The organism is Gemmatimonadota bacterium (assembly GCA_026706845.1).
Lineage (GTDB): Bacteria > Latescibacterota > UBA2968 > UBA2968 > UBA2968 > VXRD01.
In genome coordinates this window covers 1-15234 of the sequence record JAPOXY010000270.1, presented here as the reverse complement: position 1 = coordinate 15234, position 15234 = coordinate 1, and the positions used below count along the sequence as shown (strand labels likewise).

The following is a 15234-nucleotide window of genomic DNA, read 5'->3' as shown; positions in this document are numbered from 1 at the left end:
TGAGAAGATTGCGCGAAAGGCGATTCTGAGATACATTTGAAAAATTAAATTCCGAACGCACAAATTCAGGAGACCCACCATGATCCGAAGCGGCGTTGCAAGCGGAGACATCACGCCAGAACCCGGTCCAGTGCTTCAGGGGCATTGGAACACCAACCCATCGCATTCCGTACTCTACCCTCTGGAAGTACGGGCAGTAGTCTTTGCCGACGGAGACGCACAAATAGCCATTGCCACACTCGACGTCATCGGCATAACAAAAGCCACCACTGACCGAATCCGGGCGAAAGTGGCAAATATTATCCCGGGAGACAGCGTAATGGTAGCGTGCAGCCACACGCACTGCGCCCTCGCCACATTGCCGTGTTTGGGCGGGACTCCCGACCCCGAATATATGGATCGCATAGTCGAAACCACCGCCGCGTGCATAGCCGAAGCAGCCGCAAATCTCCAACCCGTAACCCTTGGCCTGGGATGTGGATCTGCGCATTTCAACATCAACCGCCGTCCGCTCCCTGGAGCCTCGAGCATGACCTTGAACTACGGCGGAATCGTCGATCGCCGCGTAAGGGTCTTACACGTAACAGGAGAAACCGACACCCCCCTCGCCACATTATTCCACTACGCCTGTCACCCAACCACACTCAGCGGCTCCAACGGCATCATCTCGCCCGATTACCCCGGCATTGCCCGCAGTCGCATTGAACAAACCCTCGGCAGTAAAGCACTCTTCTTACCCGGATGCTTTGGCAACATCCGCCCCGCCATCCTGAGCGAAACCGGGGGATTTGCATCCGCCACCAGAGAACAATTGGACGCGTGTGGTCACGAACTCGGCGACGAAGTATGCCGCGTAGCTACAGGACTAAACACCAGAAGCGCAGAAGGCATATCTGCCCGCCGCACCGACATGGCCATACCATTCGGCGACCTGATGCCCGAAGACGAACTCAAAAAAATGGCCGCAGACGAAAGCGAACGCGGACAATTATTTACAGGCCCCTGGGCAAGAAAGGTCCTGGACATGGTGGCATCAGACACCGTCCCAACTGAAAAACCCACCGAAATGCAACTGATGCAGATAGGACCAATAGCACTGATCACCATACCGGGCGAACCCGTGCAGGAAATTGGGCATGCAATGGAAAAAAGACTGCGGGATATCAGCGAGGACTTATGGCCTGTGGGCTATGCCAATGACGAAGTGGGATATTTGTGTACAGAGCGGCAATACGAAGAAGGCGGTTACGAACCCAATGCCTATCCGTATTACGGGGAACCCGCGCCATATCAGGGCGAAGAAGAAATCATCTTGCAAACAGCAGACACTTTGGTACGGAATTAAAAATGAAACAAATCGACATACCTTTTGGCCGGGGAGCCGTATCTGTTTGTGCAGACCCCAAACTCGCGCACTGGGATGTAATCCGCCCCTCATTTGAACCAGCACTGGAAGACCCCAAACGCCTATTTCACAAAGCCGTGCGCCACCCCCTCGGGACAAAACCACTCAAAGAAATAGTCAAACCTTCAGACCGGGTCGTAATCGCAACATCCGACGGCACCCGCCCCGTCCCCAACAAACAACTGATCCCATGGCTACTCGAAGAATTGCCCGTATCCCCCGACCAGGTAACCGTATTAATCGGCACGGGCACGCACAGGCCAAATACAAAGCGCGAAATTGTCGAAATGTTTGGCAAAGAGATGGTTCGCCGCGTACGCATTGTCAATCACGATGCATTTAGCGAAACGCAAAACGAACGGGTGGGCAAAACTGCGGATGAAACAACTGTATTTTTGAACCGGGAATACCTCAACGCAGACAGACGCATCGCCCTCGGATTTATCGAACCGCACTTCTTTGCGGGCTTCTCGGGCGGACCAAAAGCCGTCGCGCCCGGCGTGGCGAGTATTGAAACCATTTTCCGACTACATCGCGCCGAACTGATCGCCGACCCAAACAGCACCTGGGGCGTACTCCACGAAAACCCACTACACCGGGAAATTCGCGAATGCGTCGCGCTATGTCCCCCGGATTTTCTGCTCAATGTAACACTCAACGCAGAAAAGAAAATCTCGGGATATTACGCGGGCGACCTCACCCTGGCCCATACAAAGGGATGCGCCGATGTAAAAGCCTCGGCAATGGTCCCTGTCGAAACACCCTTCCCGCTGGTCGTAACATCCAACAGCGGCTTTCCCCTGGATCAAAATCTGTATCAAACCGTAAAAGGCATCTCAGCCGCAGCGCGTATAGTAACCGATGGCGGCACAATCCTCGTAGCCAGTGCGTGCAGCGATGGCGTACCCGACCACGGCAATTTTGCGGCATTGATGCGCGAAGGCCACACACCTGCAGACGTGATAGAATCGGTCTATGCGCGCGAACCGATCCTCGACCAGTGGCAGGCGCAAATTCTATCGGGCATCTTAGACCGCGTAAACGTAAAAGTCTATACCGAGATGGACAGCGATGAAGTTCGCGCCTGCAAACTACAGGTCATACCCGACCTCAACAAAGCGATACATGAGCACCTGGAATCCCGGGATGCCCGCGTAGCCGTATTGCCCGATGGCCCACTTGCAATTCCCTACCTGTAATCTCATCAAACAGGACCCGCCTCTATAATCTCATCGCTGATCCCATCTTCAAACTGCTTGAAATTCTCCTTAAACAACCGCGCCAGATACGTAGCTCTCGCATCGTATTCAGACGGATTGGACCACGTCGCACGCGGCGACAAAATACTACCCGTAACATCTGGACAGGTCTTGGGAACCTCGAAACCAAATCGCGGGTCTGTTTCGCACGCCACATCTGTCAAAGCACCATTGTGTATCGCCCGAATAATTGAGCGGGTATTCGTCAACGTAATGCGCTTGCCAACGCCGTAGCCACCGCCCGACCAGCCCGTATTGACCAGCCACACATCCGAATTGTGTTGCTGGATTTTTTCCGCCAATTGCTCGGCATATTTCCCCGGATGCCACACGAGAAAAGGCGCGCCAAAACAGGCCGAAAAAGAAGCCTGTGGTTCGGTAACACCCATTTCTGTACCCGCGACCTTGGCCGTATAACCGCTGATAAAATGGTACATCGCCTGTGCGGGCGTGAGCTTGCTCACCGGAGGTAAAACCCCAAATGCATCGCAGGTCAAAAAAATCACATTCCTGGGATGACCGCCCACACATGGAATCTGTGCATTGGGAATATACTCAATGGGATAAGCCGCGCGCGTATTCTCCGTAATAGAATCATCGTCGTAACTAACCACGCGCGTATGCTCGTCAAAAACGACATTTTCGAGCACCGTCCCAAAACGGATCGCATTGTAAATCTCCGGCTCGCGCGCTTGCGAAAGACCAATGCACTTGGCGTAACAACCACCCTCAAAATTGAAAATACCGCGATCGCTCCACCCGTGTTCATCATCGCCGATCAAACGACGCTGAGGCTCGGCTGAAAGCGTCGTTTTTCCCGTACCAGACAGACCAAAAAAGAGCGCCGTATCACCCGCTGCACCCACATTGGACGAACAGTGCATCGACAAAATATCCTGCCTGGGCAAAATATAGTTCAGAACAGTGAAAACACCTTTCTTCATCTCACCCGCATATTCCGTCCCCAAAATAACCATTTCCCGCAATTCAAAACTCACATCCACACTCGTAGTCGAAGTCATTTCAGCCGTATATCGGTTCGCGGGAAATCTGCCAGCATTAAAAATGACATAATCCGGCTCGCCAAAATTTTCAAGCTCTGTACGCGAGGGACGCATAAGCATATTGTGCATAAACAGAGCATGGTACGCGCGGGCGCAAACAACCCGCACCTTAATGCGATACTTGGGATCCCAGCCCGCGTACCCATCAACCACATAAATGCGATCGCAAACATTGAGATAATCGATAGCCCGCTCTCTATTGATCAGAAACGTGCGCTCATCGAGCTTGATATTGACCTCACCCCACCAGATATCGTCCGCACTATCGGGATGATGGACTGCGCCCGGTCTTTTCTCCCGAACGCACAATAAGCGCCCCAGTACTCGTAATAGTCGATCCAGTCTCGTGAGTCAGCGCCTCCTCGTAAAGCACCGCTGGCGAAGCATTGCGCAAAATAAACGGCCTGGTAATATTGTAGCGTTCCAGATTTATTCCGGTCATAAACGAACTCCTTACTAAAGATATGAACGATGCCTTCTTTCAGGCTAACGCCTCTCGCCCGAATTGCTCGGCAACCTCAAGAGTCTCGCGTACATCGTCCCAGGTCGTGGTGTGGTTGGCGATGCACAGCCGGAGTGAAAACTTCCCATGTAGAAGCGTCGAGGATATAAAGGCTTTGTCTTCCCAAAAGATGCGAGCGAGTATTGTCTTGTTGATCTCTGCGAGTTCTTCCTCATCAATAGAGGTATCGGCGGGATTGATTCGGAAGCATACGATCCCCAGAGACGCGGGGTTCAACATTTCCAGGGTTTGGCTTTCACGGACGTATGCCTCGGCGCGGGCAGCCAGTTCCATTCCCTTTGCTACGGCTCGCCGAAATGCGTCCATTCCGAAGGTCTGAACGGACATCCAGACCTTAAGCGCGCGTACCGAGCGGCTCAGTTGCAGGCCGCGATCCGAGAAGTTCGGGTGGTTCGCACCCCATATTGCGTCCTGGAGAATATCGTGGTGAACGCCGAAGGCGTTTTCAAGCGTACTCAGGTTCTTCACCAGAAGGCAACCGGCCTCATAAGGTTGGAAGAACCATTTGTGCGCATCCAGCCCGATGGAATCTGCACGTTCGATCCCGCGCAGGAGTTCTTTGCCCTGTTCGGTTACGACAGCGAAGCCGCCGTACGCAGCGTCAACGTGTAGCCATATTCCTTCTGCCTCGCAGTAGTCTGCCATGGCTTCGATCGGATCGATAGTCCCGGTACTGCTCGTTCCGGCGTTGGCGCATACTGCAATGGGATTAAATCCCGCTGCGCGGTCATCGACCACGGCGCGTGCAAGTGCATCCATGTCCAGGCGGAAGAGGTCGTCACTCGGGATCAAGCGTATGCACTCTGGGCGAACGCCGATGATCCTGGCTGCGCGGATGTGCGCGCTATGGCTCTGATCGCTCATATAGACGGTCGCACGCTCGGGGTGACCTGCGGCTTCTCTCGCTGCAACAAAGGCGTCGAGGCTGGCCGCGGAACCTCCGCTTGTGAAAAGCCCACCCGCGCTTTCTGGATAGCCGAGCCATTGCCGCAACCAATCAATGACGACCAGTTCGAGTTGACTTGGACCGCTCCCGACCAGCCAGGTGCATGCGTTGACGTTGTATCCGGCGGCCATGAAATCGGCCAGCACACCGGGCCAGGTGGGTGAAGACGGTATAAACGCGAAGCAACGTGGGTGGTCCAGTCGCATCGCAATTGGGAGAATCTCGCGTGCAACCTGCTCAATGACTTCCTCTGGGGATCGTCCAGCTTCGGGCGGATCCTTCAGGAGTAGTTTCTCCAGCCCCTGCCTGAATTCTCCATCCCAGGCATTTTCCCCGGGCAAGGTCTCGGTTCGCGCCACCAAAAGCTCCGCGGCTTTGTGCGCGAGTTCAAGCATGAGTTCGGGAGCCATCTGGAGGCCGTTGCCCGTCTCGTCTGAAAGTTCTCGTTTTGTCTCTGATCTTCTTTCCATAATCCTTCCCATTCTTAATTTTTTATGCCGCAATAATCGTCTGTATGAATAATAATTAGTTGACCCTGTTCTTGCAAGCAGTCTTGGCGATGTCAAATGAGCTTGCTCATGTACAGCAGAGGTATAGAAAACGCATTGACAGAACCAAATATTACTCCACAACCAAAAATTCCTTCATTTTTAAAAAATAGTCATTATATTTCGCGCCTGACCATCGATCGGAGGAAAACATGTCCAAAAAATGGTTGCGCGTTGCCGCATGTCAAATGCATGCCGATGAGAACATCGAAAAAAACACAGGCGGGGTCATCGACCGTCTGAACACCTGTGCGCGTAAAAAAGTAGATATCGCTGCATTTCACGAAGGCGTTTTATACGGCTATACCAGCTGCCCCAATTTCTGGTCAAGCCTGGATCAAACGCGCATTGAAAAAGCCGAACGACAAATTATACAGGTATGCCGAGAAAAAGGCATTGCCGCAATCGTCGGCTCAACACATCTCGAAAACGGACAACGCTACAACAGCCTGCTCGTCATAGATCGCGATGGCACCGTCCAGGGACGCTGTGGCAAAATACATCTGGCGGGTGAAAAATGGTGTGAACCCGCGCAACACCTGCCTATTTATCACTTGTGCGGCATACCCTGTTGTTTTTTAATTTGTCACGACATTCGATATCCCGAACTCGTGAGATTGCCCGCCGCGGCCGGTGCAAAAATCTGCTTCTTCGCCAGTTGTGAAAGCTCTGTCACCTCAGAGCACAAATTGTCGGCCTATCGCGCCATGCCCATCAGCCGCGCAACCGAAAATGATATCTACGTCGTCATGGCAAACGCGCCCGCCGACCCTATGGACATCAACCGCGCGGGATCTTCCCATGGCGAATCAAAAATCATCCACCCAAATGGCAATGTCATAGCCGAAGCCAGCATATTCACCGACGAGATCATAATCCGCAAATTAGACCTCCATCAGGCATCGCGCAACATCGCATTGCGAGCCGTGAATGACACAACGCGCCTGCGCGAATGGATGAAAAAAGGCGTAAAATTAGTAGATTGCGAAAAGGAGCATATATGAAAGGAACCAGACCAAACATCTTGTGGATCTGTACAGACCAGCAGCGATATGACACCATTGGCGCATTGGGCAATCCCCATGTAGATACCCCCAATATCGACCGCCTGATCGCCGAAGGATTTGCATTTACCCATGCGTATTGCCAGAGTCCGATCTGCACACCGAGTCGGACGAGTTTTTTGACCGGACAATACGCCAGCGCCGTACACGTAAACGGCAATGGCAACTCGCATTTCCCAGACGCGCCACCACTGGTCACCAAAATACTCGCAGACAATGGATACGACTGCGGTCTAATCGGCAAATTGCACTTATCGAGCGCGCATGGACGCATAGAAAAAAGAACAGATGACGGATATCGATACTGGCAATACAGCCACGCGCCGAGGGACGATTGGGAAACCGGACACGATTATGCCGACTGGGTGCGATCCAAAGGCGAAATCCTGGGCGAACTCATCAAAAGTCCCGATGGCGTACCCGCAGAACTGCACCAGACCACGTGGTGTGCGGAAAAAACCATTGAATTTTTGAGCGAACAGCGCGATGGACCCTGGCTGGCCTCTGTAAACATCTACGACCCGCACCCGCCATTTAATCCCCCAAAAACATACCGAGAAATGTTCGATCCCGAACGGGTAAACGGTCCCCTATTTCGAGAAAGCGATCTCTCGCAACAGGAAAAACTGTCAGCCATCGACTTCCAGTCCAAAGGCCGGCATCCCGATGAATTGGATATACGAAGCCCCGTAATCCCCAGGACACCGACGCGCGGATTGCACGAATCTGAGTCAGCCGGAAAACGCGATGCAAAAACACTTATCGCCGCCTATTACGCCATGATCAAACTGATCGACGATCAACTCGGACGCATAATAGCCGCACTGGAAGAAACTGGACAGCGCGACAACACATTGATTATCTTCACCAGCGACCACGGCGAAACTCTCGGAGACCACGGACTGATCCAAAAGGGATGCCGTTTTTACGAAGGACTGGTGCGCGTACCGCTCATTTTCTCATGGCCTGGTCACGTAAAATCGGGACAAAAAAGCGACGCACTCGTCGAATTGCGCGACATCGCCCCTCTCTTATTGGAACTGGCTGGCATAGAAGTGCCCGAGCGAATGCAACCGCATTCGCTATCACCCATGCTCAGCGGGGATCAACCCCCCGACGAACACCGCGATTTTGTGCGCTGTGAATATTACGATGCACTCGATCAAGCCGACGGAACATTTGCCACAATGTATCGCAACCGTCGGTACAAACTCGTGGTCTATCACGGACACGACCTGGGCGAACTTTACGACTTACAGAAGGACCCAGACGAATTTGACAATCTGTGGGACAGTCCCGATCATGCAGATGTAAAACTCGACTTAATGCAACGCAGCTTTGATGCGTCAATGCTCGCAATGGATAGAGGTCCAGAACGCATTGGACCCATGTAAAAACAAATCATCGTCGCGGAGGTGTTATATGGCGAAAAAACCAGTTCAAAAACCAAAAATTAAAATCATGGCAGCAGACTGGTCATTGAGAGATTACCCATCTGCAAGAAATCCCTGGACAATTCAGACCAAAGTGCGAAAAGTGAAAGAAGCGGGATTTCACGGCATGTCTTCTGGAGCCGATGCAGAATTGGCCGCGGAATTGCACAAACAGGGATTGGAAATGGTCGGTGGGGTAGATGTCGGCAGCAAAAAAGAAGCCGACGAAAAAATGAAAGCATTTGCCGAAATCGGCGTGGTTCACATCAACGTGCAATTGTGCGACCACGACACAAAAACAAAAGCTGCGGTAAAAGTCGCACGCGCCGTCGTGAAAGCCGGAAAAAAGCACAAAGTCAAACCCGCAATCGAGATCCATCGCGACACCTGTACTGAAACGCCGGAAAAAGCCTTTGCACTGGCCGATGCGTACCGAAAAAAATACAAAAAGAAACTGAGAATGAACTTCGACCACTCGCACCCGGCAATCATCAAACAACTCCGCCCGCACGAATACTGGGAGCGATTATCTGAGCGCACCGACCTCTTGCAAATGCACGAACTCATCCATTTCCGCCCCTTTACGGGCAGCCATTGCCAGACCCCGGTAACAAATGACAAAGGGCGATTGGACCGCGATTTCAAAATCTGGTTGACAAATTACCTGGAACCCGCCCTCGAAGCTTGGTTACAGGGCGCGAAACCGGGCAAAATACTCCATATCGTACCCGAACTGGGACCACAAGGCTCTGGATACGCACTTGCCTGTTTCCCCGACATCTGGCAAGATGCCATCCGGGAAAAGAACGAGATTATAAAAGTCTGGCGTCGGTTGATGAGAAATTGGAGTCCGTAAATAGGCAGGGAAATCAACGAATAGACGAACCCCGCTCAACCACCCAAAATCACTATGAACTTCGATTCGTTGATTCGCGCTTTTTATTCTAATGGAGATATAACATGTCAAATCGCAATGGAGAAATTTTAATCGGCTCCATACTCCTGGACCTCAACCGCTGGGGCGATCCCAAAACACCGACTTACGAAGTAAGCGATTGGACTGATCGATTTCGGGAAGCTGGATTTGACGGAATGGAACTGTGGGAGTATCACGCCACACTGTGTTCAGACGCCGAACGCGAAAAACTGTTATCCTCTAATTTTCCCGCAACCATCTACAACACGTATTGCGACTTCGACGACAACGATGCCAATGCGCGACAAAACGCGGCAGAAATGATCGGCCTATTCGGCTCAACCGGTGTAAAATTCAACGTCGGCAAAGACCCTGCCCTGCGCGAAACCTATTTAAACAACCTGCGCGCCTGGCGCGAACAAGTCCCGCAAACCTGTACACTGCTCTGCGAATGCCACCCGGGCACAATCGTTGAACACCCCGATGACGCCAGAGCATTCTTCGACGACCTGGGCATCGAAGGCTGGGAAATCATCGTACACTGCTTCATTCCCGAGATGGATATCCTGAAGCGATGGTTCGACCTCTTTGGTCTCAAAGTCACGCACGCACACACGCAATTGCGCGACGAAAACACCAATGTCCAGTTGCTTAATGACCATCCCGAACGCGCTCAAACGGCACTGGATCTGATGGCCGAATACAAATTCGCTGGCTCCATCACTGTCGAATTTTCCAAAGGAACGCGCGAACCCGGCGAAAACATGGACGACCTCTGGACAGCGGCACAAGCCGACCTATCGTTTTTACGTAGTAAATCCCAACCTTGAATGGAGTATTGAATGGCAAAAAAAGTAACAATAGCACTGATTGGCGCCGGGATGTTTGGCGGCGATGTTCACGCCCGGGCCTTTGCGGATCTGCAGCGCAACGGCATCAGTGGCCTGATGGGACGAGTGGGACTCGACGCCTGGGCGCGCGACCTTGCAGACATCGAATTTGATCTCGTTGCAGTAGCCACGCGCAGCGAAGCATCTGCCCAGCGCGCAAAAGCCAATTTTGAACAATGGACCGGACACGCGCCCGCACCCTACTGGGGCGAAACCCCCTGGGAAGATGTCTTGCGCGACATTCCGGACCTCGACGTCATGGCCGTCGCCACACCCGACAACCTGCACACGCCCGTGGTCCTCGCAGCACTGAACAACGGCACCCATGTCATCACCGAAAAACCGATGTGTTTATCGGTCCACGAAGCCGATGAAATGATCGAACTCGCCAATGAAAAAGGACTGGTATGCGCGGTAGATATGCACAAACGCTACGACCCGGATCACATGCGCATCGAGCACGACATCGCCAATCGCATCGGCGATCCCATTTACGGGCTCGCCATGCTGGAAGAACCCCTCGAAGTATCCACCAGCACATTTAAGTGGGCAGAAGAAAGCGATCCCTTCTCCTACGTGGGACCCCACTGGGTCGATCTATTTTACAATTACTACCGCAGCAAACCCGTATCCCTCACAGCCGTAGGGCAAAAAAAACGCCTCATACGCGATGGCATTGACGCATACGATGCCGTCCAGGTTCGGGTGGATTTCGACAACGGCATGAGCATTTACTTCCACAACAACTGGATCACCCCCGACGATTTTGAAGGACCCGTCAATCAGGGACACGAAATAGTCGGCACCGACGGCAAAGTGGAATCCGACCAGCAATATCGCGGATTTCGCTTCTGGTACGCAGACGGCGGCAGCCAGAGTTCAAACAACCACTTCACCCGCAACGTCAAACGCCCCGACGGCTCAGAAGTCTATGTGGGATATGGTACAGACAGCATCATCGTGGCACTGGTCGCAATATGTCGCATCGAATTCCTGGGCGAAACCCTATCAGACGTAAAAGCAATCTATCCCACCGCTGAAGACGGGCGGATCACAACGGCGATCGTAGATGCCGCGCGCATCGTCCGCGACCGCAATTTTGAATACATGCGCGAAGGCAAAGGCGCAACTGTCACAGCGCAATTCGGCGCAGACGGCATCACCATCGTCGATCCCAACCGCGCATCTGACGGACCCGACGCAGTATTTGAAAAAATATACAATAAGGAAGTGTGAAGTAGGAAGTAGGAAGTGGGTGGAGAAAGGGCGGTATCCTGAACATCCTTTAATCTGGGACATCCTGATCCAATGGGAAAAGAATTTGACATCACCCCTGTCAACGTACCAAAAGTCGATACAAAATATCGCCGCATCGTAACGCCTGTACCCCATCCAGACTCAGTGGCAACTTTGGAAACCCTGCACCGGGTAGAACCCATCTCCATGCGCGGACAACCGCCCATAGTATGGGATCGCGCAGAAGATTGTCAGGTCTATGACAAATACGGCAACATGTGGCTCGACTGGAGCTCCGGCGTACTCGTCACCAATGCCGGACACGGCATGCCTGAAGTTCGGCGTGCAATCGTGGATCAGGTCAACACCGGGCTATTGCACAACTACGTATTCCCGAGCGAAGAACGGGCGCAACTCGTCGAATTTCTGGTAGAACTGGCACCAGAAGGGTTAGACAAAGCATTTCTACTAACAACCGGATCTGAAAGCACGGAAAACGCCCTGAAACTCGCGCGAACATACGGCATTACAACCGGAGGAAAAAAGAAAATCGGCTTTGTGGGATTTGAACGCGGATTTCACGGACGCACAATGGGCGCACAGCAAATCGGTGGCATGCCCGGACAAAAAGACTGGATCGGCAACGAAGACCCCGCCATCGTACAGGTACCCTTTCCCGACGGGTATTGGACAGAAAACGTGGATTTCGACTTTTTCTGCTCTACACTCAAAGACAAAGGACTAAATGCAGACAATGTATGCGGCGTCATGCTCGAAACATATCAGGGCGTGGGACCTGATTTCGCGCCCGTGGCGTACGTACAGGCACTATCTGAATGGTGCAAAGCACACAATGCCCTCTTAATCTTTGACGAAGTACAGGCGGGCTTTGGTCGCACAGGTAAAATGTGGGGATTTGAGCACTACGGCGTAATTCCCGACCTCATCTGCTTTGGCAAAGGCGTAAGCAGTTCACTTCCCTTATCGGGCGTAATCGGCAAATCCGAAGTCATGGACTTATACCCCCCCGGATCAATGACAAGCACCCACACGGGCAACCCCGTCTGTTGTGCTGCGGCACTCGCCAGCCTGCAAAAAATCGTAAACGACGACTTAACCGGCAATGCAGCGCGCCTCGAACCCGTATTAGCGAACGGAATCAAAAAAATCCAAACCGCACATCCCGACGTGGTCGGGCACGTAACCTGCAAGGGACTCGTAGGCGGTGTACAAATGGTAAAAGCCGGACAAAAAGAACCCGACCCGGACCTGGCGCACGAAATTGTACTGCGCTGTTTTCACAAAGGACTGCTATTCTTTGCCCCTGTGGGCGCGTGGGGACAAACCGTAAAAATCTCTCCGCCCTTAACCATTGAACAAGACGCGCTCGAAGACGGCTTACAGGTACTTGGTGAAGTTGTGGATGAGGTGGTAAGAGGTAGGATGTAAAAGGTAAGAGGGCCACCCAACCCCCTCCCTGGATTGCGGCTTAAACCCTGCCGCAATGACGATTGTCTTTCACACCTTTTGAGGTTTTAACATGTCAAACGAAAAACGCGGACGACTGCGCGAAGTAGCGGCATTATTTTTTAAACTCGGCGTAATAGGTTTTGGTGGCCCCGCAGCGCACATCGCCCTGATGGAAGACGAAGTAGTTGAAAAACGCGCGTGGTTATCGCGCGAGCGATTCTTAGACCTCGTCGGCGTAACCAGCATTATCCCCGGACCAAACTCGACTGAAATGGCGATACACCTGGGATTCTTGCGCGGCGGTTGGCCCGGTCTATTGCTCGCTGGCCTGTGTTTTATATTTCCCGCCGTTACATTGACAACAATACTCGCCTGGGCCTACATGACTTATGGCGCCATCCCAGAAGTTGCCGACCTGCTCTACGGCATCAAACCAGCGGTACTCGCAGTCATCCTGGGCGCACTGTGGCGACTGGGGCAAAAAGCCGTAAAAGGCTGGCGACTGAGCTTTCTGGGCCTGGCTGTCATGCTCGTAGCCCTCACGCAATTTAGCGGCGTACTCGCACTGATCGGCGGGGGAATCCTCGGGATGTTCTGGCTGAGAATGACGCGACCGAGAGACCGCGAACACATGGCCGTAATAGCACCTGTGGCCGGCACGGGATTGACCATGCTCGCAAGTCAGGGTGCCGTATCCGCAGCAGGACCAACCCTCTGGGCACTGGGCCTATTCTTTCTAAAAATTGGCGCAATACTCTACGGCAGCGGATACTTACTCATCGCATTCCTCGAAGAAGAACTCGTACTCGGATATGCCTGGCTAACCCAGGAACAATTGCTGGAAGCCATTGCCATCGGCCAGTTCACACCCGGACCCGTATTATCGACCGCGGCCTTCATCGGCTATCTCGTCACCGGCGGCAAATTATCCGGCGCCCTCGTCGCTGCTGGCGCGATCTTCTTGCCCTCCTTTGTATTTGTCGCCGCTCTGAATCCCCTCTTACCCCGCCTGCGCGAATCTGAATGGGTAGCGTCATTCCTCGACGCCGTAAACGTCTGTGCCGTGGGATTGATGGCCGCTGTAACAATAGAACTGGGCTATCTAACCCTGGATTCAATACCCAAAATGGCAATCGCGGGCATCGCATCCATCCTGATATTGTGGCGCGGCGTCGGCGCAGTATGGCTGGTCGTCGGCGGAGCCGTTGCGGGTTGGATCGTCCTCGCCGCGGGCTTTTAGGGATGACCCAGGAATATCTCAAACCCGAAGTCGTCTCCCGGCTCGCGCGCCTGGACCTGATCGCACGCATGGTCGTCGAAGGATTTATCACCGGCCTGCATCAAAGCCCCTATCACGGATTCTCCGTCGAATTCTCCGAATATCGCCAATACATGCCCGGGGACTCACTACGCGACCTGGACTGGAAAGTATTTGGCAAAACCGACCGCCTCTACGTCAAACAATACGAAGAAGAAACCAACCTCAAATCCCATCTCCTCATAGACGCCAGTGCCTCAATGGCTTATGGCTCGGACGCCATCACCAAATTCCAATACGCATCTTACACCGCAGCCGCCCTATCCCACCTCATGTTGCGCCAGCGCGACGCCGTCGGACTAATCGCTTTTGACGACCGCATTCGCACATATCTACAGCCCCGGTCAGTCACCAGTCATTTACACACACTGCTCACCACACTTCAAAACACCAGCCCCGAAGGCACCGATACCGATCTGGCCGCCACCTTCCACGAACTGGCCGAACGCATTGTGCGCCGCGGCCTCGTCGTCGTCATATCCGACCTCTTCGACAACCCGGACCGCCTGCTCAATGGCCTCAAACACTTTCGCCATCGCAACCACGAAGTCATCGTCTTCCACATCCTGGACCCCCGAGAACGCGACCTCGACTTCAACCGCGAAATGCGCTTTGTCGATCTCGAATCCGGCACCCAAATCTCTACAGAACCCTGGCACCTCGCACCCGAGTACCGCGATCAAATGGAAACCCTCATCAATCGCTACCGCCGCGAATGCCGCGAAGCCATGATCGACTACGTCCTCCTCGAAACCTCAGAACCCTTTGACACCGCCCTCTTCAACTACCTCGCCAAACGCAAAAAATTGATGTGAGAGAAGCGGTAAGAAGTGAGACGTAAGAGGTGAGAGGACCGCCCCCCAGCCCAAAAAACCAATCCCCCATCGCAATAACGCGCAATAGGGAATTTTATGTACTATCGATTACGTGCTTCAAAGAGCCTTCAAAACATTCTTCAGAATGCGCTCTTCCCTCTGAGAAATATCATCTAACGAGGTGATGATCTTCAGAATACGATCCACCTCCCACGCTTTCTTGATCTCCCCTAACGCTCGCAACTTAAGCATCATCAGATGAATCTGATGCGCCTTATGCTCAACCTCCTTATACGCCTGATGAAACTGGTCTGACGGACGCAAATATCCTCGCTCCTCCAGATAAG

The 15234-nt window shown here is 53.0% G+C and carries 12 protein-coding genes and 1 pseudogene; 10 read left to right on the top strand and 3 right to left on the bottom strand.

Going from position 1 to position 15234, the window contains the following annotated elements:
* Positions 1-79: 79 nt before the first annotated feature.
* Positions 80-1345, top strand: coding sequence for a neutral/alkaline non-lysosomal ceramidase N-terminal domain-containing protein (locus tag OXG87_23495; protein MCY3872521.1), 1266 nt, complete (start codon positions 80-82; stop codon positions 1343-1345).
* 2 nt (positions 1346-1347) lie between these two features.
* Positions 1348-2604, top strand: a complete 1257-nt coding sequence (gene larA / locus OXG87_23490; GenBank protein ID MCY3872520.1) for a nickel-dependent lactate racemase — start codon at positions 1348-1350, stop codon at positions 2602-2604.
* A gap of 5 nt (positions 2605-2609) precedes the next feature.
* Here larA and pckA read toward each other — a convergent pair.
* A pseudogene (gene pckA / locus OXG87_23485) lies at positions 2610-4170 on the bottom strand (phosphoenolpyruvate carboxykinase (ATP)).
* A 39-nt stretch (positions 4171-4209) separates the two neighbouring features.
* On the bottom strand, positions 4210-5667 hold the full coding sequence (locus OXG87_23480) for an aminotransferase class I/II-fold pyridoxal phosphate-dependent enzyme (protein MCY3872519.1): 1458 nt from the start codon (positions 5665-5667) through the stop codon (positions 4210-4212).
* 230 nt (positions 5668-5897) lie between these two features.
* Here OXG87_23480 and OXG87_23475 point away from each other — a divergent pair, with 230 nt between their 5' ends.
* The 8 genes from OXG87_23475 to OXG87_23440 all read left to right on the top strand — a co-directional run bounded on the left by OXG87_23475 (position 5898) and on the right by OXG87_23440 (position 14887).
* Positions 5898-6749 (top strand): carbon-nitrogen hydrolase family protein, encoded by an 852-nt coding sequence (locus OXG87_23475; GenBank protein ID MCY3872518.1) that lies wholly within the window; start codon positions 5898-5900, stop codon positions 6747-6749.
* Positions 6746-8203, top strand: a complete 1458-nt coding sequence (locus tag OXG87_23470; GenBank protein ID MCY3872517.1) for a sulfatase-like hydrolase/transferase — start codon at positions 6746-6748, stop codon at positions 8201-8203. Before OXG87_23475 ends, OXG87_23470 begins: the two co-directional genes overlap by 4 nt.
* Before the next feature lie 28 nt (positions 8204-8231).
* Entirely contained in the window at positions 8232-9098 is an 867-nt protein-coding gene (locus OXG87_23465; protein ID MCY3872516.1) for a xylose isomerase, read from the top strand.
* A gap of 104 nt (positions 9099-9202) precedes the next feature.
* Complete coding sequence (locus OXG87_23460) at positions 9203-9988, top strand: hypothetical protein (protein MCY3872515.1); 786 nt, start codon at positions 9203-9205, stop codon at positions 9986-9988.
* A 12-nt stretch (positions 9989-10000) separates the two neighbouring features.
* Positions 10001-11284 carry a Gfo/Idh/MocA family oxidoreductase gene (locus OXG87_23455; protein ID MCY3872514.1) on the top strand — a complete coding sequence of 428 codons (1284 nt, stop codon included), beginning with the start codon at positions 10001-10003 and terminating at the stop codon, positions 11282-11284.
* Positions 11285-11356: 72 nt separating this feature from the next.
* Positions 11357-12733 (top strand): aspartate aminotransferase family protein, encoded by a 1377-nt coding sequence (locus OXG87_23450; protein MCY3872513.1) that lies wholly within the window; start codon positions 11357-11359, stop codon positions 12731-12733.
* Positions 12734-12824: 91 nt separating this feature from the next.
* Complete coding sequence (chrA, locus tag OXG87_23445; protein MCY3872512.1) at positions 12825-13994, top strand: chromate efflux transporter; 1170 nt, start codon at positions 12825-12827, stop codon at positions 13992-13994.
* Entirely contained in the window at positions 13967-14887 is a 921-nt protein-coding gene (locus OXG87_23440; GenBank protein MCY3872511.1) for a DUF58 domain-containing protein, read from the top strand. The genes chrA and OXG87_23440 overlap by 28 nt, the downstream gene beginning before the upstream one ends.
* Before the next feature lie 117 nt (positions 14888-15004).
* On the opposite strand, the gene OXG87_23435 is transcribed toward OXG87_23440, so the two are convergent.
* Positions 15005-15234, bottom strand: a 230-nt coding sequence (locus OXG87_23435; GenBank protein MCY3872510.1) for a hypothetical protein, incomplete at its 5' end; no start/stop codon positions are given.